Source organism: Polaromonas sp. CG_9.11, from assembly GCF_015752225.1.
Taxonomy (GTDB): Bacteria; Pseudomonadota; Gammaproteobacteria; order Burkholderiales; family Burkholderiaceae_C; genus Polaromonas.
Genome location: NZ_JADOVE010000005.1, coordinates 75,947 through 99,442, shown reverse-complemented (window position 1 = coordinate 99,442; position 23,496 = coordinate 75,947). Strand labels below are relative to the sequence as shown.

Here is a 23,496-nt window from a genome sequence, read left to right as displayed (position 1 = left end):
GGCGCATCACAAGGCTGACGCTGTGGCGCGTACCGGGGTGGCCCCAGGTGACGCGCACAGTGCGTGGGTTGGGAAAGACCGGCCGGCATCTGGCCGCGAAGCATGGCCAAGGAGGGCTTCGCAATGCAAGCGGACCCATTTACCCAAAGTCAGGGCTTTATAAGCCGGATTGGCCTTTGGCGCAGGCGGGATAGGTGTGAGCCGCTATTAAAAATATAGCAGTCAGTGCGTCAGTGCCTGGCTAGCGCAGGCCCGCGCCACCGGCCGCTTCGGCGCGCTGGATCAGCTCGATCTTGTAGCCGTCCGGGTCGGTCACGAACGCAATCACCGTGCTGCCGCCCTTGACCGGGCCGGCTTCACGCGTGACGTTGCCGCCGGCCGCCTTGATCTTTTCGCAGGCGCCATGGGCGTCGGGAACGCCCAGTGCGATGTGGCCGTAAGCCGTGCCCATCTCGTAGGCCTCGGTGCCCCAGTTGTAGGTCAGCTCGATCTCGGCCTGCGCCGGATTGCCTTCGTAACCGACAAAGGCCAGGCTGTATTTGTAGTCCGGGTTTTCAGACTGGCGCAGCAGCTGCATGCCCAGGACCTGGGTGTAAAAATCAATCGAGCGCTGAAGGTTGCCAACGCGGAGCATGGTGTGGAGTAGTCGCATCAGCGGATTATGGAATGGGCGGGAGAAGCTTGCAGGCTGCGCTGCCGCACGGCACGACGCTTCAGCGGCCGGGGTTCAGCACCTTGGCCACCGGATGGTGGCGCAGCCTGAACGCGTCGGGCATGCCGGAGCCGAGCAGCGGGCGCAAATACATCCTGAAGGCGTCGGTCACGTCGGTGCCGCTGGCGCTGATGAATTCATCCTCCATCACCCGCGTCTTGCCGGCCACGGCTTCAAGAGGCAGCAGTTCGTAATCGACCGAATAAAAGCCGGTGCGCTTGATGGCGACCGAGCCGTCCTGCGTGCCCCACATGGCGAACTGCACAGCCTTTTCGCCGACCTCGCGGGCTTCGCGCTGGTCCACGTCGGACACGCAGCCGATGAACGAGCGCTGCAAATAACCAAAGGTGTCGCCGCGCACCCGCTTGATGCCGAGCCTGGACTTGATCTCCGCGCACAGCAGGTCGGCCAGTGCGCCATTGCCCGACAGCTGCACATTGCCGTGGGCATCAATCTCCAGGTCTTGGGCCAGCAGGCTGGCAATCGGCGCGCCCGAGGCATCGTGGATGCCTTCGGACACGGCGACCACGCAACGCTTGAAGCGTGCATACGTCGCCTTCACGTCGGCCAGGAAATTCTCCAGCACAAAGGTGCGCTCGGGCAGGTAGATCAAGTGCGGGCCGTCGTCGGGAAACTTCTTGCCCAGTGCCGATGCAGCGGTCAGGAATCCGGCGTGCCGACCCATTACCACACCCACGTACACGCCGGGCAGGGCGGCATTGTCCAGGTTGGCGCCGGCAAAGGCCTGTGCCACGAAGCGCGCAGCCGATGGAAAGCCCGGCGTGTGGTCGTTGCCCACCAGGTCGTTGTCGATGGTCTTGGGGATGTGAATGCTGCGCAGCGGGTAGCCGGCCTTTTGCGCCTCCAGGCTGACAATGCGCACAGTGTCCGACGAGTCGTTGCCGCCGATGTAGAAGAAGTGCTCGATCTGGTGCGCTTGCAGCACCTTGAAGATTTCCTGGCAGTAGCGCATGTCGGGCTTGTCGCGCGTCGAGCCCAGCGCCGACGACGGCGTGTTGGCGACCAGTTCGAGGTTGTGGCTGGTTTCCTGCGTCAGGTCGACGAAATCTTCATTGACGATGCCGCGCACCCCGTGTCGCGCGCCGTAGATGCGCTGCACCTCGCCAAAACGCCGCGCCTCCAGCGCCACGCCGACCAGCGACTGGTTGATCACCGCCGTCGGGCCGCCGCCCTGGGCGACGAGAATTTTTCCGGATGCCATGGGTTTTTCCTTTTGAATGGCCGTCCCGAGCCATCATGTACCGGAGGCTGGCCAGTTGCGTGTCGAAGGTTGATCGTACACATCGCGGCGGATCGGAGACGACGCAAAACGATTGTGCTATTAAAAACATAGCTGTCCGCGCAACGCCAACCTGCGCAAACGCCTTGTTTGATATCAAATTCAGTCGAAAGCCGTTGGCGATCCGGCGGCCACAGACGCCCTGCAACCATCATGCCCACGGTGGGGTTAACGCACCGGCCGGTGCCCGCTATGCTTGCAACTTATGTATGCGCACCATTTCGGCTTGAGCCAAGACCCGTTTTCCATCGCACCCGACCCGCGTTACCTGTTCATGAGCGAGCGCCACCGCGAAGCGCTGGCGCATCTGCTCTATGGCGTGGCCGGGCCACAAGGCGCCGCCAGCGGCACGGGGGGCGGCTTTGTGCTGCTCACGGGCGACATTGGCACCGGCAAGACCACGATTTGCCGCTGCTTCATGGAGCAGATTCCCGCCGGCTGCCATGTCGCCTACATCTTCAACCCCAAGCTCACCGTGACCGAGCTGCTGCAGTCGGTCTGCGAGGAGTTTCACATCACGGCGGCGGCAGCGCAGGCTTCAGGCCCGCCCACGGCCAAGGACTACATCGACGCGCTGAATGTCTTTTTGCTGCAGGCGCACGCCAGCGGGCAAAGCAGCGTGCTGATCATTGACGAGGCGCAGAACCTCAGCGCCGATGTGCTGGAGCAACTGCGCCTGCTGACCAACCTGGAAACCAGCGAACGCAAGCTGCTGCAGATCGTGCTGATCGGCCAGCCCGAACTGCGCACCCTGCTGGCCCGCCCCGAGATGGAGCAACTGGCGCAGCGCGTGATTGCCCGCTTTCACCTTGACGCGCTGACCGAAGCGGAGAGCGCGCAGTACGTCGAGCACCGCCTGGCGGTGGCCGGGTTCGCCGGCCCGCTGCCGTTTGACCGCCGCGCGCTCCAGCGCATCCACCGCCTGGCGCGTGGCGTGCCGCGCCGCATCAACCTGCTGTGCGGGCGCGCCCTGCTCGGGGCCTGGGCCAATGGCCTGTTTCGCGTGAACCGACAGGTGATCGACAAGGCGGCGGCCGAGGTGTTCGGGCTGGAAGGCGGGCATGCGCCGGGCGCCGGCAGGCGGCCAAGCGCCTACGCGCTGGGTGGGCTGGCCTTGCTGGCCGGGGCAGCGCTGGCGGGTTTCATGGTCTTGAAGCCCGCACAAAAGCCTGCGCCGTCGGCCCCCGCCAAGGTCTCTGCCTTGCCAGCCACGCTGGCCGCATCCTCGCCAGCCTCGCCAGCGCCCCAGGCGGGTGCATCGTCGGCGCTGCGCCTGGCGCCACCGGCCGTGAGGCCCGTCCAGGAGATCGAGGATTTGCTGCCGCAACTGCCGAGCGACATCAACGTGGCCTGGCGCACGCTGGCGCTCGCCTGGAAACTGGCCCCGGCCGACGGCGACCCCTGTCAGGCCGCCAGCGCCCAGCAGTTGCAGTGTTACCGCACCGACAGCCTCAGCCTGCCGCTGCTGCGCCAGCTCGGCCGCCCCGGCATCCTGACGCTGCGCACAGGCAATGGCCCGCCGGTGCATGCTGTCCTTGTGGGGCTGGACGCCCAGACCGCGACATTGCAGGGAGCCGCCGGCCTGCACACGGTCAGGCGGGTGTCGCTGGGCCGGCTGTGGCGCGGCGAGTTCGCCACCTACTGGCGCCCGCCGCCGGGCTACACCATCGGCCTGCAAGGCAACAGCGCCGCCCCGGTCGTCCGCCAGCTTTCGAGTCAACTGGCCGAGCTCGAAGGCGCGCCCGCGCTGACCGCTTCCACTGCCTCGCCCGTTCTGGACGCGGCCCTCAGGGCGCGCATTCGGGCCTTTCAGCGTGCAGAGGGCCTCGATGCCGACGGAGAACCCGGCCCCCTGACTTTCATGCAGATCGACAATGCCACGAATGCGGATACGCCGCGCCTGCTCACCAACCTGCCATCTGCCCGATAAGCCCATGTCCTACATCCTCGATGCCCTCAAACGGGCCGAACGCGAACGTGAACGTGAACGCGGTGCCGTGCCCAGCCTGCAGTCGCGCCATGTGGCGACCCCCTCCATCCCGGCCGGCCTCGGCGCGCGGCATCGCCTCGGCCTGGCCGCCGCCGCAGTGCTGGCCCTGGGTGGCATCGCTGCAGGCGCATGGGTCTGGCAAACGCCTGCCGGCGGCGTGCGACTGGCTGCGGTCGAACCCCCCGTGGCCATGCCCACGGTGCCCGCAGCGCCGGCGCAGCCAGTCCCGACGCCAGCGCCAGCACCTGTTTCCCCCAGGCCCGCACCACCTTCTGCACGCCCGCCTGCAGGGGCGGCGCCTCGGGCAGCAGCCACAGCGCCGCCCGCCGTGGTCGCAGCCGCGCCCAGGCCCGTGTCCAAACCAGCGCCGCCAGCGCCTGCCGTTTCAACGCAGACGCCGCCCCGGCCCAGTCCCGCACCCGCACCCGCACCTGCGGTCGCCAAGGTACCGGGCCCCCAGGACGCCCCGGTCGCCATCCCACTGCTCAGTGCACTGTCCGAAGACATTCGCCGCCAGATTCCCGCGCTGGCCATCACCGGATCGGTTTATTCCAAAAACCCGGGGCAGCGACTGCTGCTGGTCAACAACCAGGTGCTCCCGCAGGGCAGCCTGGCCGCCCCCGAGGTAACGCTGGTGGAAATCCAGGTCAAAAGTTCGGTCTTCAGTTTTCGGGGCACACGGTTTCGCGTGGTGCATTGATTTTTTTGCCCGCTTGCCTGAACGGCCGCTGCCTGGCCGCCTGGCATGGCTTGGCACGCATGCGTTTCACCAGCCATGCCATTTATTAACAAAACCGGGGTGTTGCGCCCGACTGGCATGCACAAGAAGCTATGAATAAAGTAGCAGAAATCAGCCAAATGCCCTGAACGCCCTGAACGCCCTGAACGCCGTGAAGCGGGGGCAGGGTGCTTTTGCCTGACCGCTTCACTGCCGGGTCGGCAATTCAAACACCAGACAGGTGGTCGTGGCATGGGCATACAGCTTGCCGTCCGGCCCGACGATGCGGCCATCGGCCGTGGCCAGCTGCTTGCCGCAGTGGATCACCGTGCCGATGGCTCGCAGCGGCCCGGTTTCGTGCGAGGCCGCCCGAACGATGTTGATGCTCAGTTCGGCCGTGGTGTAGCCCCGGCCCGCCGGCATCAGGGTGTGCACCGCGCAGCCGACCGCCGAATCGAGCAGCGTGGCATACCAGCCGCCATGCACCGTGCCCAGAGGGTTGTAGTGCTTGAGTTGCGGCGTACCCTGGAATGTCGCCTTGCCGGGCTCGACCGCAATCAGCGCGAAGTCCAGCGTTTCGGCGATGTGCGGGTAGGGCAGTTCGCCGGCCAGCATGGCTTGCATGATCTGCATGCCGGTCTTGCCGGCCACCCCTTCACGGCTGGCCAGGCCGGGCTTGCCGCCGCCGGCCAGCAGCTTGACGCGCACCGCCGCGCTTTCTTCCCTCCACTCGGTTAATGTGTCCTGCTGGCGAGTCATATTGTTCCTCTAATTTAGTTTGCATATGCAACAGTTGCAGCTACAATTGAATTATGCACGGTAAGCCAGACTCTGTTCAAGACCTGCCTGAGGCCGATCTCATGGCTTTATTAAAAACCCTGGGCTGCACCCATTTCAAGCTGCGCCAGCTGATGCGCCGGGTGGCCCAGCATTACGATGTGGAAATGGCGGGCGCCGGACTCAAGACCACGCAGTATTCGCTGCTCAGCCATGTGCTCAAGCTCGGCCCGCTGCGGCCGGGCGAACTGGCAAAGCGCATGAAGATGAGCGCGTCCACCCTGACGCGCAACCTCAAGCCGCTGGTTGATGCCGGCTGGCTCGAACTGGCCGCCGGCAGCGATGCGCGCAGCCGGACCGTGACCATCACGCCGTCCGGCCGCGCCAAGCGCGAAGAGGCGCTGGGTCACTGGAAGGTCGCCCAGGAAAGCCTGAACCAGCGTCTGGGCGCCGGCCGCGTGCTGGCGCTGCACGGCCTGATCAATGAATCCCTCGAACTGCTGGCGGCTGCCGGCACCGTCACCGGCGCCGACGATGAATGAATCCACTGATCCTGGCGCACCGCCTGCCCCCAGGCGCATCGCCGTCTGGCCGGTGCTGCTGTCGGCCGGCGATGGCTTTGCGCTGACCATGGGCAGCCTCAGCCTTCGATGACTGCTGTTGACCCGCGCAGCGGCCTGCTGCTGATGGCGCCGGTTGGCCGTTTACTGCTGCGCCGCCTGGAGCAGCTCAGGACACCCAAACCGGGTTGGAATCCCATCAACCGAAAGTACCTCACCATGAACCCCGCGATCTCCGAAGCCATTGCCGCACCGGTGCGCTACTTGGATGACCTGCAGGCTGGCGACCGTTTGCGCAATGCGGTAAAGCAAAGTATGCTATTTAAAGCATAGCTAAGCAATGCATGCGCTGGCGCCGCAGTGCTGGCGTCGCAAGGTTTCAAGGGAGGTTTTTCAGGTACCTGCTTCGTTCGTCGGCTTCGACATACCGGGCACGGCCGGCTCTGACATGGCGAACAATGCGCGGCGCGCAAGCTTCGTCCGCCTCGGGCTCCCGGGTTTTCCGCCGCTCGTCGTCATGGTACTGGTCACGCAGGGCCAGGGCGCCGGCGGCCAGGCCGATGGCAAGCGCGGCATGGACCGCCAGCAGCGCGCCCGTTGACAGGCGATGCTCGTAGCCGGGCGTGAAGCGCTGCGGGGTGAAATTGAAATCGACCAGACAGGCGGTGGCGCTGGTGGCTGCCGCACCCAGGACGACGCCGGGCGTGGTGCGCAAGGCCGGCCGGTTGCTGGCAAGCGCCGCATACAGCGTCGCCCAGAACGTGGCCGCGACATGGTGCGTCAGGTAGCCTGCCGCCGTGTGGGCCAGGTCGGCTTGCTGCTGGCGCAGCGCTTCGTCACCCCAGTACCAGTGGCTGACGGCATTCAGGGGCGCTGCTGCGCTGCCTGACTCGCGGCGGCCGGCAAGTGCCAGCACCGCTGTGGAAATCAGGCTGGCAAGACTGCCTGCAAGCAGGCCCTGGCTGAGGACCAGTTTCCATTTTTTCACCGTCAGTCTCCTTGTAAAACGCCTACTGTGCCGCAGCCCTGCCCGAGTGACTGTAGGCCCCGGCCGAACGACAAGATAAGGCGCCATCCTGAAATCAGCCGGAGGGACAAGGGATCGGTTCCGCCGCAAGGTCCTGGTCGTGCAGCACTGGGGCAGCCTGCCCAGCCCTTGCGTGTGCGCCCTGATGGTTTGCCGCCAGAAGGCGGCCGGCGTCTGTCGCACTGGTTTGCACCGCATGGATTCCCAGGGTGGCCTGAAACCATGGACGGTCCGTTTCCATCCGCTGTCCCGGGACTCTGAAATGTGACCGCGAATCCTGTGCACAATCAGCATCCCCGGCGGGCGCCCTGACCGCCGAACCGCTGTGACCCCCGGTGAGCCGTTGAACATCGCCCTGGAGAAAATCCTCTTGAAACCACTGCTGAACTGGAAAGATATCGACCTGGTCGTGTTCGACGTGGATGGAACGCTGTACGACCCGCGTCGCCTGCGCCTTGCCATGCTGCGCCGTCTGCTGGCGGCCACCTGGCAGGCCCGCAGTCTGGACACGCTCCGGACCCTGCGCACGTTTCGCCAGGTGCGTGAAGCACTGGGCGACCGGCCGGAACCAGACTTCATGCGCCTGCAATATGCCCGGACAGCCGCGCAGCACCACAAGACCGAGGACGAGGTGCGCGCCTTGACGATGGAATGGATGGAGCGCCAGCCGCTGCCCTTGCTGGCCGCCTGCCGCTACCCGCACCTGGACATGCTGTTTGCCGGCCTGCGCAGTGCAGGCAAGCTGGTTGCCGTGTTTTCCGACTATCCGGCCCTTGACAAGCTGGCGGCCCTTGGCCTGCAGGCCGCGCCGGTGGTCTGCGCCACCGACGCAGAAGTGGCCCGGCTCAAGCCCGACCCGGCCGGCCTGCTGTCCATCCTTCGCCAGACGGGGGTGCAGGCGCGGCGCGCGCTGATGATCGGCGACCGGTTCGACCGCGATGCCGCTGCCGCCAGCCGGGCTGACATGCGCGCCTTGATCCGGGCCAGCAAGCCGCACCCGGCATTCGAAACCTTTCGCGCCTACGATGACCCGGTGTTCCAGCCCATGCTGCACCGTGCGCCATCCCGCGCATCCGCAGGACCGCCCTGAACACGGCTGGGCCGACCCGGCAGGCCTTCGGGTGACTTGCTGGCCTCGGGTTGGCGGCCAGCTTTGGTCCTTTCGCACGGGTCGGCTTGTGCATCGATGCCGGCGTCACCCGGCAGCCGGTTCACGCAGGGTCCGTGGCGCCCACGCTGGCCACTGTCGGCATGTCGGCATGTCGACTTGTCCTTCAGGGCCAATTTCCTGATGAACGCATGCTTTGTTTTTCGCCGTCGAGGTTGACGCATTTCTTTTCAGGGATTTTTGCTGACAAGCGTTCTAGTTGCCTTCAGCTAGAATTTTTCTTGAATTAGTCCAACGCGTCCGCACAAGTTGTCCGGACATCCACCTAGGGCGTTTTTTCATGAATTCTCCAGTGGCTGCTCCCCTTCAAAACCTTCCCATCCGTCTTGAGCGCGACGTGTTTCTCAGAACCCTGATACGCGAACTGTCCGGCACGCTGGAAGATGTGGTCGGTCTGGAGCAAGCATCGGGCTTCATCAGCGTGGTGGGGCAGCGGATTGGTGACCAGATCAATCAGGAGTATCGGAATGCCCTGGGGGTTGAAACCCTGGACGCAAACCAGGTCGCCGAGGTGCTGGTGGACCTCAAACGGCGCATTCAGGGTGATTTCTTTGTCGTCGAGCAAACCAGGGAAAAAATCGTTCTGGGCAACCGGGCCTGTCCGTTTGGCGAAAAGGTGCTGGGCCGCCCTTCGATGTGCATGATGACCTCCAACGTGTTCGGGGTGATCTCGGCGGAAAACACAGGCTACGCACGGGTGGAACTGCAGCAAACCATTGCGCAAGGTGCGGCGCAGTGCCGGGTCGTCGTGCACCTGGAGCCTGCGGTGGGACAAGTCGAGGCGCAAGAAGGTCGGGAATACTTCGCCAGCTAGTCTCGTCCATGCGCGAAACCGACACCGACTGTTCAACGCTCGACCTGTTTCCCGAGGCGCTTGTCCTGGTCGATGCCCAAGGCATCTTCCTGTTCGCCAACCAGTCTGCCCGGAATCAACTGGGAACGCACGCGGTTTGCAACGGGCAGACCGCTCTGGCCGACATCTGTGCCGAACCCCGGGCGCAACTCGATGGCTACCTGCGCGCCTGCGGCCGAACCCGGAATTTTTTGCCAGGTACGCTGACATTCATGGTGCCCGGCGGCGCGGATGTCGGGTTCCGTGTTGAAGGCGCGCTCTATGCCCCCAGAAAAGGACTCCTGCCCTCCCGGTTGCTGCTGCGGCTGACGCCCAGGCAGAACGCGGCAGCGCAATTCATTGCCTTGAATCAGCAAATCGACAAACTGTCGCAGGAAGTACAGCGCCGGCAGCGGGCTGAACTTGAACTCATCGGGCAGCGCGAGCAGCTTGAGGTGACCCTGGCGGGTATCGGTGATGCGGTGATTGCCACCGATACCCGGTCGATCGTCACCTTTCTCAATCCAGTGGCGCAAAGCCTGACGGGGTGGTCCCGGGAAGAAGCGGTAGGAAGGCCGCTGGCCGAGGTGTGTCGCCTGGTCGATGAAACCAACCGGTTGCCCATAGAAAGCCCGGTGGACAAGGTCATCCGCGAAGGGAAAATCGTCGCTCTCGCCAACCACACGGTGCTGATCCGCAAGGACGGCACCGAAGTGCCGATCGATGATTCGGGCGCGCCGATTCACCATGCCAATGGCAGCATCATGGGGGCCGTGCTGGTATTTCACGACATCAGCGAGCGACGGCGGCTCGAGCAGCATGTGGCGGCGCGCAACCTTGAGCTCGAAGGCGAACACCGGCGCAAGGACGAGTTCCTGGCGATGCTGGGCCATGAACTGAGAAACCCGCTGGCGCCGATCCGTTCGGCGCTTGAACTGCAGGCCATGCCGCACAGCAGCCCGGAAACCCGCAAGCAAGCCCTCGACATCATGGCGCGGCAAGTGGCGCATCTGACCCGCCTGGTGGACGAACTGCTGGACGTGGCAAGAATTTCGACCGGCAAGATTGCACTGAAAAATGAGTTGCTGGACGTGGCCAGCGTCATTGGCCGCGCGGCCGAGATGAGCGAGCCGCTGATGCGGGAAAAAGAGCATCGCTTGCGCATCGAGCTTGCAGCCGAGCCGGTGCATGTGAATGGCGACATGCAGCGCCTGACCCAGGTCATCAGCAACCTGCTCAACAACGCCGCGAAGTACACCCCGCGCGGCGGGCTGATAGACCTGAGCGTCCTGGCGCATCCAACGCAGGTCGAACTCCGGGTCACAGACAACGGCATGGGCATCGAGCCGGCCGTGTTGCCGCACATCTTCAAGGTGTTCACCCAGTCCGAAAGATCGGTTGCCCGTTCCGAGGGTGGCCTGGGCATCGGCCTGTCGCTGGTGCACCGGCTGGTTGAGCAGCATGGCGGGAGCGTGGCGGCGTTCAGTGACGGTCTGGACAAGGGCACCGAATTGCGCATCCTGCTGCCCAAGGCTGCCGCGCCCGAAACGGGCCGGCTTGAGGCCGGGCCTGCGCCGCCGTTGCAAGGGGGCATGCGAAAAATTCTGGTGGTGGACGACAACCACGATGCCGCCTCGATGCTGGGGGAGCTGCTGCGTTTGCTGGGCCATGAAGTGGCGGTTACTTTCAGCGGCCTGGACGCGATTGCGCTGGCGGCCAGCTTTGAGCCGGACATCATTTTCCTGGACATCGGCCTGCCGGACCTGGATGGCTATGCGGTGGCAAGGCAGTTGCGCGCCCGGCCGGACATCGGCGCGGCGACCGTCCTGATCGCCCTGACCGGCTATGGCCAGTCCGAAGACCGGGCAAGAACCCGGGAAGCCGGGTTTGACCACCACCTGGTCAAGCCGGCCGATGTCAACCAGATCATGGAACTTGTCGAGTCGATGGACGCCTAGGCGCCTAGACCTCCACCGTGTAGTTCAGCGTCATGCGCCCGCCATCGGCCACCACGATCTCGCCGGTGATGTAGCTGGCGGCGTCGCTGGCCAGGTAGGCCACTGTGTCGGCAATCTCCGAGGGCACGCCCAGGCGCCGCATGGGCGTGCGGCTCATGATGCGGGCCTTGGCCTCTTCGCTGGTCAGCACGGCTTTGGCGGCCAGTTCGGTGGCAATGGTGCCCGGCGCCACGGCATTCACGCGAATTCCCTTGTCGGCCAGCGACAGCGCCATCACCCGCGTCAGCTGGTTGATGCCGCCCTTGCTGACGTTGTAGCTGGCAATCGTCGGGATGGCCAGCACGCCGTTGACCGAGCTCATGTTGACAATGCTGCCCCGGCCGGCCTTGGCCATCTCGCGGGCCACCGCCTGGCCCACCAGGAAAGCGCCCTTGAGGTTGACGCGCAGCACGGCATCGAAATCGGCCTCGGTCACCTCCAGGAAATCAGCTGCCCTGAAAATCCCGGCGTTGTTGACCAGCACGTCGATGCGGCCATGCGCGGCCATGGCCTGGGCCACCAGTGCATCGACCTGGGCCTTGTCGCCCACATCGCAATGCACATACGCGCCGCCAAGTTCGGCCGCCAGCGCGGTGCCCCGGGCGTCGTCGATGTCGGCAATGACAAGCTGCGCGCCTTCGCGGGCAAAGCGGCGGATGCAGGCTTCGCCGATGCCCTGCGCGCCACCGGTGACGATGCAGACGCGGCCTGCCAGGCCAAAGTTAATTTTTGATGATTGAGTGTCCATGCGCTTATGGTATATGAGCTTTGTGCTATCGAATTTGCAGCATACTGCGCACGCGTTGCAGACGCTTGGAAGCGCCGCCAGCCGTCATTGCAGTCTTTTCAGCACGATCCGGTCGCTTGCGTGCAGTGTGTTCCTGATATTTTTTTAAAGTTTTCTGCCTGGTTGGCCGATAGCACGATTGGACAGGCCTTTGGGCTGTGACCACTTCAAACGCTGGACTGTATTGAATGTGCTGCGGCCTGAAAGTCGAAAAACAAAAAACCCTGTGAACAAGGGATGCAATTTTTTTTTAAACCCGGAAATCACCAACAAATTATCGACACCGATTTTTTCAGTCCTGGCCTTGACAGCACTGCATGAAATTTTCTCGATCGTCCAGTAGCCAAAAGCAAACCAGACCTTGGCTGACATTGAAGCCAATTGCTGTGCAGCCAGCGTGATCCCAATTTCCACCGAAAAACCGACATGAACGAAACTGAAAACTACCTCAATACCCATTACCGAAGGGCAGACCGGATCATGCTGCCTGTGTTGTGGGTGCTGTTCGTCATCGCCCTGGGATTGTCTGCCTGGCACGACACCCTTCGGTGGGCGCTGCTGGTTGGCTTGCCTGCGGCCATCGTTCCCACCGCCCTGGTTTTTGGTTCGCCCGGTTCGCTGATGACGCGGTCATCCATCGCCGCCGCATGCATGGTGTTTGCCGGACTGCATGTGCACCAGGCTGCGGGAATGACCGAGCTTCACTTCGGCATTTTTGTGCTGCTCGCCTTTTTGCTGGTCTACCGGGACTGGCGCGTCATCTGGGTTGCGGCTGCCGTCATCGCCGTGCATCACCTGAGCTTCAACTACCTGCAGGAACTGGGGTATGGCGTGATCTGCTTTACCACGCCAGGGCTTGGCATCGTCGTGGGCCATGCGGCCTATGTGGTGGTCGAGGCGGGCGTGCTGGCCTATCTGGCCATTTTGATGCAGCGCGAACTGCTGCAATCTGCCGAACTGGACGTGCGCGTGATGTCACTTTGCGCTGATGAGGCGGGAACCATTGATCTGTCGGCCACCATGGCGCCGCATAGCCAGAGCGGCAGGGACCTGGAACGCGTCCTGAACGCGCTGCGCAAGGCCATGGCCGACATCAGCCAGGGGGCGCAGGCCATCGCCACGGCCTCCACCCAGATTGCCGCCGGCAATCAGGACCTGTCCAGCCGCACCGAGGAGCAGGCGAGTTCGCTGGGGGAAACCGCTGCCTCGATGGAAGAGCTGACCTCGACCGTCAGGCAAAACGCCGACAACGCCCGCCTGGCCAATGAACTGGCCGTGACCGCCTCGGGCGTGGCCGTCAAGGGAGGAAACGTGGTCGCGCAGGTGGTCGGCACGATGGGCGCGATCAATACCTCGTCGCGCAAGATCGTGGAGATCATCGGCGTGATCGACGGCATCGCCTTTCAGACCAACATCCTGGCGCTCAATGCGGCAGTCGAAGCCGCTAGGGCCGGTGAGCAGGGCCGGGGCTTTGCCGTCGTGGCGGCCGAAGTCAGGAACCTGGCGCAGCGAAGTGCGACAGCGGCCAAGGAGATCAAGACGCTGATTGACGATTCGGTCGACAAGGTCGGGGAGGGCAGCCGGCAGGTGGCCGAGGCAGGCAAGACCATGCACGAGATCGTCGACAGCGTGCGGCGCGTGACGGACATCATGGCCGAGATCACGGCCGCCAGCCAGGAGCAGAACAGCGGCATCGGCCAGGTCAACCAGGCGATCACGCAGATGGACCAGGTGACGCAGCAAAACGCCGTGCTGGTCGAGGAAGCGGCTGCGGCTGCGGCGTCGCTTCGGGAACAGGCTGACGGCCTGAGCCAGGTGATCAGCGTGTTCCGGCTGGAACCGGCACAGCAGTTCCGCCCGGCCGGACGAACCGCCAGCGCCACCAAGGCATCGATCCCGAGGCAGGCGCCGCTGGCTAGGCCGGGTATGGCCGTGTCAGCGCCAGCCTAAAACCGAGCAGTGCGAGCTTGTCCGCCCGGCGCTTTGCAACGGCTTCACTCACAGGCGCGGGTGATTGAGACGAGTTTCAAGAGCGCTCATCAGAACGCTGCCGGGCATCAGATCGCCATGTAGCGGCCGGGCCGGTGGTTGATGGCGAGTGTCATGTTCAGGACCACCGCCCCCAGCACCGACAACGCAACCCGTTCGCCGTCTGCCACCATCAACGCGCCCAGCACGATCAGCGCGTCCATGGCCATCTGCACTTTGCCGGCGCGCCAGCCCAGACGCTCCTGCAGGTAAAGCACCAGCACATTGAGTCCGCCCAAACTGGCGCGGTGGCGAAACAGCATCAGCATGCCGGTGCCGCACAGCAACCCGCCGAGTACCGCCGCCAAGGGTGGCGACAACACGTCAAAATGCACGCCCTGCGGCAGGAAATGGACGAACAGCGACAACAGCCCGACGGCTGCGAAGGTCTTGGCGGTGAAGGCCTTGCCCATGCGTTTCCAGGCAAACACATAAAAAGGCAGGTTGATGACGAAAAACGCCAGGCTAAAGCTCATGCCGCCGGCATAGTGAATCAAAAAGGCTATCCCCGCCGTGCCGCCCGTCAGCAGCCCGGCGGCGCCGAACATCACCACGCCCAGTGCCACGAACAGCGTGCCAATAACCAGCGCCTGGATGTCTTCGTACCAGCGGTGGCGTGTGACGGGCAGCGTGTCCTTGCCCTTGTCCTTGTCCGCCACCGTCTCAGCGGCTGCGTTCATGCGATTGGCCGGGTCATGGACATGCCGCCTGCACCACGGGTTCTGCAGTTTCGCTGTCCGGGCAGCTGGCGCCGCCACAGCCGTGGAGGAGCCTGGCGGGCAGGACCTGCGGCATGGCGACCGTGCCGGTCAGCGGGTCAAAGCCGACGCTGCGCAGGTGCAGGGCCAGCGCCGCATCCATGGACTGGGCATGCTGCAGGAACCAGAGGGCGAGTTCGCGGGCCATCTGGCGGATGGCATCCAGGTCGCCCGCCTCGGCCAGGGCAATGCCTTCACGCATCACCTGCAACACCACCTGGTGCTGCACGCTGTGGCAGCTGGTGGATGCAAAGCGGGTGGCCTGCATCCACTGGTCTTCGCGGCCAAAGTGCTCGTCGGTATGGTCCACCAGCGTGCGCCAGTGCGGCTGCAGCGTTTCGTCGCCAGCGGTTTCTACCAGCGCCAGCAGATCGACAAATTCGCGGTGCGTGTCGTCCATGGCAGGCAGGTCAAGCACCAGCGCATCGGACCATTGGAGTGATGGCATGAAAGGAAAGCTCCTGTTTTTGAAAACCGCCAGATTAATGAATTGCGCGCCGACAGGGGCTGATCCAGGTCATGAAGCGGCCATGTCGCCAGCCCCGCGCCGGCAAGGATACTCGAAATGCTATTGTTTTGATAGCTGTTGATGCTTGCTGAAATTGCGCAGAAAGCATATTTCTTATAAATTTCGTCCTGAAAACGAAAATCGCCCGGCAACCACAAAGGGTTGCCGGGCGATGCATGCCGGACGGCGCTTGACGCCCTGAATCAGCCCGCCGCCAAAGCCTGCCTAGCGGCCGGTGAACGAACCGGGACCGCCTGAGCGGCGAGGTCCGTTGCTGCGGCCGCCTGCGCCACCCGCACCGCCGCCGCCGGTGCGCGGACCGCCACGGAAGTTGTTACGGTTGCCGCTGGGCTGGCCCGACGACGGAAAGCCCGAAGAGGCATGGCTGGCCGGTTGCTGGCTGTCAAAGTCGTTGCGCGGCTCATGGTCACGCTGGCGCGGTGCCGGGGCATGCGCGCTTCTGGGCTGGCTGAACGCCGGCTGGCCGCCTTGCGGATAGCCGGCGTTCTGGCGTGGCTGGGCCGGTCCACGGCGGTCGGCATTGCCGCCACCGTTGCCGCCGAAACCGCCGCCATTGCCGCCATTGCCGCCGCGGCCAGCCCCTGCGCTGTTGCCCGCAGGGGCGCGGGGACCGCGACCGGCCGGACCGGCATTGCCGCCACGCGCAGGCTGGGCGCCCTTGGTGTCGCGGATGCGGGTCATCATTTCAGATCTGGCGGCCTTGGCGGCGGCCTGCATCACGTCGCGGCTTGGCGGCTTGCCCAGGCCGCCCCAGATGGTCTGGCGGCCCATGGCCAGCGGCTCGGCGCGTTCTCCGGGCTCGGCTTCGAAGCCGGGAACAATGACGTTCTCGATGTTCTGCTTGGTGAAGCGCTCGATGTCCTGCATGAAGCCTTCTTCGTCCAGGCACACCAGGCTGACGGCTTCGCCGCTGTTGCCGGCGCGGCCGGTGCGGCCGATGCGGTGGACATAGTCTTCGCTGACGTTCGGAATTTCATAGTTCACGACATGCGGCAGTTCGTCGATGTCGATGCCGCGTGCGGCAATGTCGGTCGCTACCAGCGCGCGGATGTCGCCGTTCTTGAATCCTTGAAGTGCTTGCGTGCGGGCGGTCTGGCTCTTGTTGCCATGCAGCGCCATGGCGGGAATCCCTGCCTTGGTCAGGTGCTCGGCGACATTGTTGGCGCCGAACTTGGTGCGCGTGAAGACCAGCACCTGGCTCCAGTTGTGCTCGTTGATGATGTGCGTCAGCAGGGCTTTCTTCTTGCTGCGGCCGACCGGGTGGATGGTCTGCGTGATGCGCTGCACCGTGGTATTGCGCGGCGTGACCTGGATCGACAGCGGATTGCGCAGCAGGCCGTTGGCCAGTTCGCGGATTTCATCGCTGAAGGTGGCGGAAAACAACAGCGTCTGCTTCTGCTTGGGCACCAGCGCCAGGACCTTCTTGATATCGTGGATGAAGCCCATGTCCAGCATGCGGTCGGCTTCGTCGAGGATCAGGATCTGCACCTGGCTCAGGTCCAGTGTGCCCTGGCTCGCATGGTCCAGCAGGCGGCCCGGGGTAGCAACCAGAATATCAACGCCACGGCGCAGTTTTTCGATCTGCGCGCCCATGCCGACACCGCCGAACATCACCATCGAGGTGAGGTCGAGGTATTTGCCATAGGTGCGAACGCTTTCTTCGACCTGCGCGGCGAGTTCGCGCGTCGGGGTCATGATCAGAGCGCGAACGGCATTGACGCCGCGCCGGTTGGTCACGCGGGGTTCGCTTGACAGGCGCTGCAGCAGTGGCAGGGTGAAGGCTGCGGTCTTGCCGGTGCCGGTCTGGGCGCCGCCCAGCAGGTCGCTGCCCGCAAGCACGGCTGGAATGGCCTGTGCCTGGATCGGCGTAGGCGTGTCGTAGCCCTGCTCAAGCACGGCCTTCAAAATGGCCGGGGCCAGGTTCAATTCTTCAAATTTCATGGATTTTTGCGCCGCTGGGGCGCTTCTTGATCGGCCTGTTGGGCGCCTTGGTTTGAAGGCAACCCGCCAGTCATAGGCAGATGGGATCAGGGAACCGGGCTGAAAAACATCACAGCTGGGTTGCTAAACCTGTCCCTGGATGTGCCCGAATGTTGAAGGCAACTGGAGCCCTGCAACCCCGCCATTGTTGCACGGAACGATAATCAATGGATCAACGCCTGAATTTCGCCTCTAATGGCGCACTCAGGCATGCCGCCAAGCCCGCACAATCTTGCATTCATTTGCCAACTGGCGGGCCTGCAATTTATCCTTATCCGTTTTATTTAACAAAGTGATCTGATGGCCCAGTACGTATTCACCATGAACAAGGTCGGCAAAATCGTGCCGCCCAAACGACAGATTCTCAAAGACGTGTCCCTGAGCTTTTTTCCGGGCGCCAAGATCGGCGTGCTGGGCGTGAATGGCTCCGGCAAGTCGACCCTGCTCAAGATCATGGCCGGGCTGGACAGAGAAATTGAAGGTGAAGCCACGCCAATGCCTGGCCTGAACATCGGCTACCTGCCGCAAGAACCCAAGCTCGATCCCGAGCACACGGTGCGCGAAAGCGTCGAAGCCAGCATGGGCGCAGTGTTTGCTGCCAAGGCACAACTCGAAGCGGTGTATATCGCCTATGGCGAGCCCGATGCCGACTTCGATGCGCTGGCCACCGAACAGGCACGTCTGGAGGCGATCATCGCCACGGCGGGAACCGATTCCGAACACCAGCTTGAAATTGCCGCCGACGCGCTGCGCCTGCCGCCCTGGGACGCCAAAGTCGGCCTGCTTTCGGGTGGTGAAAAGCGCCGCGTCGCCCTGTGCAGCATGCTGCTGTCCAAGCCCGACATGCTGCTGCTTGACGAACCCACCAATCACCTGGATGCCGAATCGGTGGACTGGCTGGAGCAGTTTTTGCAACGCTACCCTGGCACCGTCGTCGCCATCACCCATGACCGTTACTTCCTGGACAACGCCGCCGAATGGATTCTGGAACTTGACCGGGGCCATGGCATTCCCTGGAAAGGCAACTACAGTTCCTGGCTGAGCCAGAAGGGGGACCGCCTGGCGCTGGAGCAAAAAGGCGAGGAAGCCCGCGCCAAGGCCCTGAAAAAAGAACTCGAATGGTCGCGCCAGAACCCCAAGGCGCGTCAGGCCAAGAGCAAATCACGGCTGGCACGCTTTGAGGAACTGTCTGATTTTGAATACCAGAAACGCGTTGAAACCAACGAGATTTTCATTCCGGTAGCCGAGCGCCTGGGTCACCAGGTCATTGAGTTTCATAACGTCACCAAGTCATTTGGCGACCGCGTGCTGATCGACAACCTGAGCTTCACCATTCCCGCCGGCGCGATCGTCGGCATCATCGGGCCCAACGGCGCTGGCAAATCGACGCTGTTCAAGCTGATTGCCGGCAAGGAAAAACCGGACAGCGGCGAGGTCGTGATCGGCTCGACCGTCCGCATGGCCTTCGTGGACCAGAACCGGGACGACCTGGCGAATGAAAAAACCGTCTGGGAAGACATCTCGGGCGGCCTGGACATCCTGAATGTCGGCAAGTTCCAGATGCCCAGCCGTGCCTACGCCGGCCGCTTCAACTTCAATGGTGGGGACCAGCAAAAGCGCGTGGGCACCCTCTCGGGCGGCGAGCGCGGACGACTGCACCTGGCCAAGACCCTGATTGCCGGGGGCAACGTGCTGATGCTCGATGAGCCGTCGAACGACCTGGACGTGGAAACCCTGCGCGCACTGGAAGACGCGCTGCTGGAGTTCGCCGGCTCCATCATGGTCATCAGCCATGACCGCTGGTTCCTGGACCGCATCGCCACCCACATCCTGGCAGCCGAAGGCGACAGCCAGTGGACGTTCTTTGACGGCAACTACCAGGAATACGAAGCAGACAAGAAGAAACGACTCGGCGAGGAGGGTGCCAAGCCCAAGCGCATGCGTTTCAAGGCATTGCATTGATGCCCCCACCGGCGTTCACTGCGTGTAGCTTGCTGTCCTGCGAAGGGGGGACTGCGCCTGCGACCCGGTCAAACCGGTTCCACGACCCCTGCTTGAACAAAGATGCCCTGATGGCCTGCTGCTATGACTGACGAAAAAGTGCTCGCCACCACCCGTCACTGGCTTGAACAAGCGGTGATCGGCCTGAACCTTTGCCCGTTTGCCAAGGCGGTGTATGTCAAGAACCAGGTTCGGCTGGTGGTGAGCCAGGCCCGCCATGCCGACGACCTGCTGGAAGAACTGGACAGCGAACTTGACCGGCTGGTCAATACGCCCGCCGGGGAGCTCGATACAACGCTGCTGATCCACCCGACGCTCTTTGATGATTTTCTGGATTTCAACGATTTCATGGAAATTGCCGAAGGCGTGCTGGACGAGCATGGACTTGAAGGCGTGGTGCAACTGGCGAGTTTTCATCCAAAGTTCCAGTTTGACGGCACCGAAGCGGACGACATTGGCAACTACACCAACCGCGCGCCATTTGCGATGATTCATTTGCTGCGCGAGGAAAGCATGGAGCGCGCTGTGGAGTCGTTTCCCCGTGCCGAAGCCATTTTTGAAGAAAACATCCGGACGCTTGAAAAACTCGGGCACTCCGGCTGGCAGGCCTTGGGCCTGGGCCCGCATTCTTGAACTTGACCCATGCCAAACAGAACGGGCTGTTGCCCGAGGATGCTGATTTGTTTTGCAAACTTTTGTTTGAAGTGAGGTGGTTGACGCCATGACGAACCCAATACAAGCTCCCAGTGCGGCCTTTCAGTCATGCGTTGACGAAGTCCTCAGGCAGAGTCCTTTTTTCATTGATAGCTGGACCACCAAGCTTGCGGATGCAATGTACGAGCGCGCCATAGTTGCAGCCGACTCCTGGGATCGACGCCAGCTTCAGGATGCCATCACGGTCCTCAAAAAGAACCGGATCAGCATCGAACAAGGCTTTCCCGAACGATTGGAAAAGGCCATGGCTGCGGACGGCAGCCCCAAAAGTGCCAGCAAAAAAAACGTCCCCACCGGCCGTTCGCTGTCGTCGGTCAGCTTTGATGACCTCGAACTGATGGGTGACAGCCAGGTCCAGCAAGCCGTGGAAAATGCGCGCATGCAGCAACTGGTCAAACTGGGCTGTGAAGCCGGTCTGGCCAGTTTCTCTGCACGCCTGAGCACCGCGCAGGGACTGCTGGTGGTCAAGACCGACAGCAACCCCTTGCGCCCGGAAGTCATCGCGCTGGCCTTGATCGAATTGCTGCAGTCCCTTCCTGTGTCAGCCCAGACGCGGGCCTACTGGCTGCTCGATGGCGCCAGGATCATGGGCGAGGAACTTCAGTCGCTGTATGTGTTGCTGAATGATTTCCTCGCCGGCCAGGGCATTGCTCCGGCGGCCTATGGGGTCATGGGTGCTCCACAAGCCAGGACTTCAGGCGGCTGGCCGCCCAGAAAAGTTGTGGAAGCGGCACCTCACCCGTCAATTTTGGCGCACATCGACATTCCCAAAGGCGAGCCTGCGGAGGAAAACACTTTAGCGCCTGCCGGGCGCAGGCCCTTGCTCACGCTGGACCATCTGCACCACCTGCTGCTGGGGGACTATGACGATTCGGACCATGAACCGACTTCCTTTTCCGAGTTCGGCGTTGAAGAACTGACCCAACAGGATTTTTCCCATACGGTGCCTGCCGCGCTCGATGCACTGACCGAACTGGAAGAAATGGGCCTGGTTTCTACCAAGATGAAATTGACCCGGCCGTCGCCCCCGGCGCCGGTGGCAAATCTGCGGGCCCGGCTCAAGACCGATGCCAAGACGCTGGGCCAGTCGTTGGCCATTGAAGTGGTCGGACTGATGATTGAGCAGATGGCCAGCGACGAGCGGCTCCTGACGCCGGTCCGGCAAATGCTTGCAAATGCGGAACCGGCGTTTTTGCGACTGGCGGTGACCGATCCCCGGTTTTTCAGCGACAAAAGCCATCCGGCAAGAAGGCTGCTGGACGCTATCACCCGCTCAAGCCTGGGCTATGCGAGCGAAACGGCAGCCGGCTTTCCGGAATTTTTCCAGCACCTGCGCGAAGTCGCCGTCCTGCTCGCAGACGAGAAGGTCGGTGATTCCGAGGATTTCGCCAGATTGCTTGACAATTTCGAACGCAGGCAAAACCGCAATACGCCTGAAAACCGAAAGGCGCAACGCCTTGCGGTCCAGTCCCTTCTCCAGGCCGAACAACGTAACCTGATGGCCGTCAAGATCGCCGCTGAAATCAGGGCCCGTCCCGATTTCATCGACGACAACCGCCTCATCACGGCCTTCCTCACCGGACCCTGGTCGCAGGTCCTGGCCCAGGAGCGGCTGGCCGTGCTGGGAAAAACTTCCGACAGCGGCCCATCGACATTCAAGCTGACGCTGGACGGTGTTCTCTGGAGCCTGAATGTCGAGCAGGCCTCGAGGCATCGCAGACGACTCCTCTCGTTGATCCCGGATCTGCTTGAGTCGCTCCGGCAGGGGCTGATGTCCATCGATTTTCCGGTCGAGCAGTCCCGGCCGTTTTTCGATGAACTCATGCTGGTCCACCGTGCCGCACTCAAGGCGATGTCCGGCCTGTCAGCACAGCCTGAAAAAAGCAGCCATTCGCTGGGCAGGATGTTTGTCGAAAATTCCGATCCGATGCCGTTGTGGCTGGCGCCGTCAGAGGTTCAGAACTCCGGTTTCATGGATGACCAGGACGATCCGACACAGACATGGACCGAAGCCAGCCTGTCAGAGCCTGAAGACAGAGGCCTTGCCACCCAGGCCGAACTTAACGGGAAAATAGAGCTTGACCTGGGCGACTGGATTGACCTGCTTGTGGACATGCAGTGGCTGCGCGCGGAACTGACCTGGGTCAGCCCCCTGGGCACCCTGTTCATGTTCACCAGCCAGGGAGGGCGCAAACATTCGATGACCTCCCGCGTCCTGCGCAACCTGCTCATGCTGGACCTGGTCAAGATTGTTAGCCAGCAAGGCGTGGTCGAGGGCGCGCTCGACAGCGTTGCACGCACGGCCATGCAAAATAGCGTGCAGGACAAGGGCAAATTTCAGCTTGACTGAGGCCTGTTTTGAAACGCAAACGCGATTGATGCGGTCTACGGATGACCATCACTGCGCGAAGAGAGCCTCATCATGCCGACACTGCCAGCCGGTGTTGTAAAGTTAATCATCCCCTTCGCTTGCGCGCTTTCCATGGTGTTTGAGTTGAGCTTGCCCACGAATTCCGCATCCCAAATCCATCCCCAGGAACCGGCGCGGTGGGCCTGAGCCGCAAGCCGGTTTTCCCCAAGCTGTGTTGATCTGATGCAGGCCAGGGTTGAATGGAGCCGCGCAGGGTTAAACCAAAGCAGCCAGGCGAGAATTTTCGTCCTCGGCGCCGCGTCGCAAACGCTTGGGTTGTGAAGGCTTGGGTTGTGAAGGCTTGGGTCGTTGAACGAATGGACCAAATCGAGCTTCCCTGCCTGCTTGGCTACAGACCGCAGCTAAATTGAAGCAGGAGATGGCCAGGCGAATTGCCCTGCGAACCCAAGCCAAATTACACCAGGCTGTGAATGACCATATAACGATGTTTGAAAGCCCTACGCAGCGAGTCGTTGGCTGCTTCCAGGCTCGCCGTGTTCTACAGGCCGCTTAAAAATTTACAGCGTCCGAGCAATGCGTTGACCTGCGACGGCAGGGCTCACCCTGGCATCGTTTCACCCCAGTAGTGAAAGGTGAAGGGCCGGGGACCGGGCAGGTAGCGGGTGTGCAGGTCCGCCAGAGTGAAGCCAGCCTCATGCAACAGGGCCGGAATGTCGCGCCCCAAATGGCAGCCGCCCGCTACTTTGCCCCACAGCGGCTGTAGCCGCTCCTGCCAGCGCCGCACCGATGCATCGGGCGCTCGCCCGTGCTCGCAAAACAGCAACTGTCCACCAGGTGCCAGCACCCGACGCATTTCCCGCAGCGCCGCCAGCGGGTCGGGAATTGTGCACAGCGTGTAGGTGACCAGTACCGTGTCAAAGCTCGCATCGGGCCGTGGGATCTGTTCGGCCGACAGGCCCACCAGTTCCACCTCCAGCCCGGCCTCGGCGATGCGCTCGCGCGCCCGCGGATGCAACTGCAGTGCCGGGTCTAGCCCAGTGATGTGGGTGACACGGGTTTTGTCATACCACGGCATGTTCAGCCCGGTGCCAATGCCGATTTCCAGTACCCGGCCCCGCGCCAGCGGCACGATGAGCTGGCGCTGGCGGCTGATCATGGGCAGGCCACAGGCAAAGTCCAGCGCCGGCGGCAGGATGTAGCGGTCGTACCAGGACGTCATGCGGTGTTGGCTTGCAAGTGCTTCGGGT

General features: G+C 63.0%; 22 protein-coding genes. 11 read left to right on the top strand and 11 right to left on the bottom strand.

The window, feature by feature from the left end:
• Nucleotides 1-241 precede the first annotated feature (241 nt).
• Both gloA and IWX85_RS06025 read right to left on the bottom strand, forming a co-directional pair.
• Nucleotides 242-652, bottom strand: a complete 411-nt coding sequence (gloA, locus tag IWX85_RS06030) for a lactoylglutathione lyase (protein WP_036810169.1) — start codon at nt 650-652, stop codon at nt 242-244.
• 61 nt (nt 653-713) lie between these two features.
• Nucleotides 714-1,934: a 6-phosphofructokinase gene (locus tag IWX85_RS06025; protein ID WP_196869103.1), complete on the bottom strand. Its 1,221-nt coding sequence runs from the start codon at nt 1,932-1,934 to the stop codon at nt 714-716.
• A gap of 283 nt (nt 1,935-2,217) precedes the next feature.
• Between IWX85_RS06025 and IWX85_RS06020 the strand changes: the two genes are divergently transcribed.
• Nucleotides 2,218-3,942: an AAA family ATPase gene (locus tag IWX85_RS06020; protein ID WP_196869102.1), complete on the top strand. Its 1,725-nt coding sequence runs from the start codon at nt 2,218-2,220 to the stop codon at nt 3,940-3,942.
• 4 nt (nt 3,943-3,946) lie between these two features.
• Complete coding sequence (locus tag IWX85_RS20810; RefSeq protein WP_036810176.1) at nt 3,947-4,702, top strand: general secretion pathway protein GspB; 756 nt, start codon at nt 3,947-3,949, stop codon at nt 4,700-4,702.
• 225 nt (nt 4,703-4,927) lie between these two features.
• Here IWX85_RS20810 and IWX85_RS06010 read toward each other — a convergent pair whose 3' ends face one another.
• Nucleotides 4,928-5,479 (bottom strand): PaaI family thioesterase, encoded by a 552-nt coding sequence (locus IWX85_RS06010; RefSeq protein ID WP_196869101.1) that lies wholly within the window; start codon nt 5,477-5,479, stop codon nt 4,928-4,930.
• Between the two features lie 101 nt (nt 5,480-5,580).
• Between IWX85_RS06010 and IWX85_RS06005 the strand changes: the two genes are divergently transcribed.
• Together IWX85_RS06005 and IWX85_RS06000 are read left to right on the top strand one after the other, a co-directional pair.
• Nucleotides 5,581-6,039, top strand: a complete 459-nt coding sequence (locus tag IWX85_RS06005) for a MarR family winged helix-turn-helix transcriptional regulator (protein ID WP_196869100.1) — start codon at nt 5,581-5,583, stop codon at nt 6,037-6,039.
• Nucleotides 6,040-6,147: 108 nt separating this feature from the next.
• The gene (locus IWX85_RS06000) at nt 6,148-6,390 is read left to right on the top strand and encodes a hypothetical protein (RefSeq protein ID WP_196869099.1); all 243 of its coding nucleotides are present in this window, start codon (nt 6,148-6,150) and stop codon (nt 6,388-6,390) included.
• A 46-nt stretch (nt 6,391-6,436) separates the two neighbouring features.
• Here IWX85_RS06000 and IWX85_RS05995 read toward each other — a convergent pair whose 3' ends face one another.
• Complete coding sequence (locus IWX85_RS05995; protein WP_051984325.1) at nt 6,437-7,045, bottom strand: hypothetical protein; 609 nt, start codon at nt 7,043-7,045, stop codon at nt 6,437-6,439.
• A 409-nt stretch (nt 7,046-7,454) separates the two neighbouring features.
• Between IWX85_RS05995 and IWX85_RS05990 the strand changes: the two genes are divergently transcribed.
• The 3 genes from IWX85_RS05990 to IWX85_RS05980 all read left to right on the top strand — a co-directional run bounded on the left by IWX85_RS05990 (nt 7,455) and on the right by IWX85_RS05980 (nt 11,042).
• On the top strand, nt 7,455-8,174 hold the full coding sequence (locus IWX85_RS05990; RefSeq protein WP_231379570.1) for an HAD family hydrolase: 720 nt from the start codon (nt 7,455-7,457) through the stop codon (nt 8,172-8,174).
• Between the two features lie 358 nt (nt 8,175-8,532).
• Nucleotides 8,533-9,066 carry a methanogen output domain 1-containing protein gene (locus tag IWX85_RS05985; protein WP_036810180.1) on the top strand — a complete coding sequence of 178 codons (534 nt, stop codon included), beginning with the start codon at nt 8,533-8,535 and terminating at the stop codon, nt 9,064-9,066.
• Between the two features lie 8 nt (nt 9,067-9,074).
• On the top strand, nt 9,075-11,042 hold the full coding sequence (locus IWX85_RS05980; RefSeq protein WP_196869098.1) for an ATP-binding protein: 1,968 nt from the start codon (nt 9,075-9,077) through the stop codon (nt 11,040-11,042).
• Between the two features lie 4 nt (nt 11,043-11,046).
• On the opposite strand, the gene IWX85_RS05975 is transcribed toward IWX85_RS05980, so the two are convergent.
• Together IWX85_RS05975 and IWX85_RS05970 are read right to left on the bottom strand one after the other, a co-directional pair.
• Entirely contained in the window at nt 11,047-11,829 is a 783-nt protein-coding gene (locus IWX85_RS05975; RefSeq protein WP_036810182.1) for an SDR family NAD(P)-dependent oxidoreductase, read from the bottom strand.
• A 144-nt stretch (nt 11,830-11,973) separates the two neighbouring features.
• A complete protein-coding gene (locus IWX85_RS05970) occupies nt 11,974-12,282 on the bottom strand; it encodes a hypothetical protein (protein ID WP_196869097.1) in 309 nt (102 codons plus the stop codon).
• Between the two features lie 12 nt (nt 12,283-12,294).
• Here IWX85_RS05970 and IWX85_RS20805 point away from each other — a divergent pair, with 12 nt between their 5' ends.
• On the top strand, nt 12,295-13,818 hold the full coding sequence (locus IWX85_RS20805) for a methyl-accepting chemotaxis protein (RefSeq protein ID WP_196869096.1): 1,524 nt from the start codon (nt 12,295-12,297) through the stop codon (nt 13,816-13,818).
• A 107-nt stretch (nt 13,819-13,925) separates the two neighbouring features.
• On the opposite strand, the gene IWX85_RS05960 is transcribed toward IWX85_RS20805, so the two are convergent.
• The 3 genes from IWX85_RS05960 to IWX85_RS05950 form a co-directional block, all read right to left on the bottom strand.
• Nucleotides 13,926-14,576 carry a YitT family protein gene (locus IWX85_RS05960; protein ID WP_196869095.1) on the bottom strand — a complete coding sequence of 217 codons (651 nt, stop codon included), beginning with the start codon at nt 14,574-14,576 and terminating at the stop codon, nt 13,926-13,928.
• Between the two features lie 13 nt (nt 14,577-14,589).
• The gene (locus tag IWX85_RS05955) at nt 14,590-15,102 is read right to left on the bottom strand and encodes a hemerythrin domain-containing protein (RefSeq protein ID WP_036810189.1); all 513 of its coding nucleotides are present in this window, start codon (nt 15,100-15,102) and stop codon (nt 14,590-14,592) included.
• Nucleotides 15,103-15,387: 285 nt separating this feature from the next.
• Entirely contained in the window at nt 15,388-17,124 is a 1,737-nt protein-coding gene (locus IWX85_RS05950) for a DEAD/DEAH box helicase (protein ID WP_196869094.1), read from the bottom strand.
• Nucleotides 17,125-17,463: 339 nt separating this feature from the next.
• Here IWX85_RS05950 and ettA point away from each other — a divergent pair, with 339 nt between their 5' ends.
• The 3 genes from ettA to IWX85_RS05935 all read left to right on the top strand — a co-directional run bounded on the left by ettA (nt 17,464) and on the right by IWX85_RS05935 (nt 22,228).
• Nucleotides 17,464-19,125, top strand: a complete 1,662-nt coding sequence (gene ettA, locus IWX85_RS05945; protein ID WP_036810195.1) for an energy-dependent translational throttle protein EttA — start codon at nt 17,464-17,466, stop codon at nt 19,123-19,125.
• Between the two features lie 123 nt (nt 19,126-19,248).
• Nucleotides 19,249-19,797, top strand: coding sequence for a DUF1415 domain-containing protein (locus tag IWX85_RS05940; RefSeq protein ID WP_036810199.1), 549 nt, complete (start codon nt 19,249-19,251; stop codon nt 19,795-19,797).
• Nucleotides 19,798-19,885: 88 nt separating this feature from the next.
• A complete protein-coding gene (locus IWX85_RS05935; protein ID WP_196869093.1) occupies nt 19,886-22,228 on the top strand; it encodes a DUF1631 family protein in 2,343 nt (780 codons plus the stop codon).
• A 35-nt stretch (nt 22,229-22,263) separates the two neighbouring features.
• Here the strand turns inward: IWX85_RS05935 and IWX85_RS05930 are convergent, their stop codons facing one another.
• Together IWX85_RS05930 and IWX85_RS05925 are read right to left on the bottom strand one after the other, a co-directional pair.
• The gene (locus IWX85_RS05930; RefSeq protein ID WP_196869092.1) at nt 22,264-22,614 is read right to left on the bottom strand and encodes a hypothetical protein; all 351 of its coding nucleotides are present in this window, start codon (nt 22,612-22,614) and stop codon (nt 22,264-22,266) included.
• A 233-nt stretch (nt 22,615-22,847) separates the two neighbouring features.
• Nucleotides 22,848-23,468, bottom strand: a complete 621-nt coding sequence (locus IWX85_RS05925) for a class I SAM-dependent methyltransferase (RefSeq protein WP_196869091.1) — start codon at nt 23,466-23,468, stop codon at nt 22,848-22,850.
• Nucleotides 23,469-23,496: the final 28 nt, after the last annotated feature.

Bases quoted from the DNA above. Each gene is read 5' to 3' on its own strand.
- IWX85_RS05925 (WP_196869091.1), bottom strand. From the start codon at position 23,468: ATGACGTCCTGGTACGACCGCTACATCCTGCCGCCGGCGCTGGACTTT.
- IWX85_RS20810 (WP_036810176.1), top strand. From the start codon at position 3,947: ATGTCCTACATCCTCGATGCCCTCAAACGGGCCGAACGCGAACGTGAA.
- IWX85_RS06025 (WP_196869103.1), bottom strand. From the start codon at position 1,934: ATGGCATCCGGAAAAATTCTCGTCGCCCAGGGCGGCGGCCCGACGGCG.
- IWX85_RS05940 (WP_036810199.1), top strand. From the start codon at position 19,249: ATGACTGACGAAAAAGTGCTCGCCACCACCCGTCACTGGCTTGAACAA.
- IWX85_RS06000 (WP_196869099.1), top strand. From the start codon at position 6,148: ATGACTGCTGTTGACCCGCGCAGCGGCCTGCTGCTGATGGCGCCGGTT.
- IWX85_RS05960 (WP_196869095.1), bottom strand. From the start codon at position 14,576: ATGAACGCAGCCGCTGAGACGGTGGCGGACAAGGACAAGGGCAAGGAC.
- IWX85_RS05975 (WP_036810182.1), bottom strand. From the start codon at position 11,829: ATGGACACTCAATCATCAAAAATTAACTTTGGCCTGGCAGGCCGCGTC.
- IWX85_RS05980 (WP_196869098.1), top strand. From the start codon at position 9,075: ATGCGCGAAACCGACACCGACTGTTCAACGCTCGACCTGTTTCCCGAG.
- IWX85_RS06020 (WP_196869102.1), top strand. From the start codon at position 2,218: ATGTATGCGCACCATTTCGGCTTGAGCCAAGACCCGTTTTCCATCGCA.
- gloA (WP_036810169.1), bottom strand. From the start codon at position 652: ATGCGACTACTCCACACCATGCTCCGCGTTGGCAACCTTCAGCGCTCG.
- IWX85_RS05950 (WP_196869094.1), bottom strand. From the start codon at position 17,124: ATGAAATTTGAAGAATTGAACCTGGCCCCGGCCATTTTGAAGGCCGTG.
- IWX85_RS20805 (WP_196869096.1), top strand. From the start codon at position 12,295: ATGAACGAAACTGAAAACTACCTCAATACCCATTACCGAAGGGCAGAC.
- ettA (WP_036810195.1), top strand. From the start codon at position 17,464: ATGGCCCAGTACGTATTCACCATGAACAAGGTCGGCAAAATCGTGCCG.
- IWX85_RS05935 (WP_196869093.1), top strand. From the start codon at position 19,886: ATGACGAACCCAATACAAGCTCCCAGTGCGGCCTTTCAGTCATGCGTT.
- IWX85_RS06005 (WP_196869100.1), top strand. From the start codon at position 5,581: ATGGCTTTATTAAAAACCCTGGGCTGCACCCATTTCAAGCTGCGCCAG.
- IWX85_RS06010 (WP_196869101.1), bottom strand. From the start codon at position 5,479: ATGACTCGCCAGCAGGACACATTAACCGAGTGGAGGGAAGAAAGCGCG.
- IWX85_RS05955 (WP_036810189.1), bottom strand. From the start codon at position 15,102: ATGCCATCACTCCAATGGTCCGATGCGCTGGTGCTTGACCTGCCTGCC.
- IWX85_RS05985 (WP_036810180.1), top strand. From the start codon at position 8,533: ATGAATTCTCCAGTGGCTGCTCCCCTTCAAAACCTTCCCATCCGTCTT.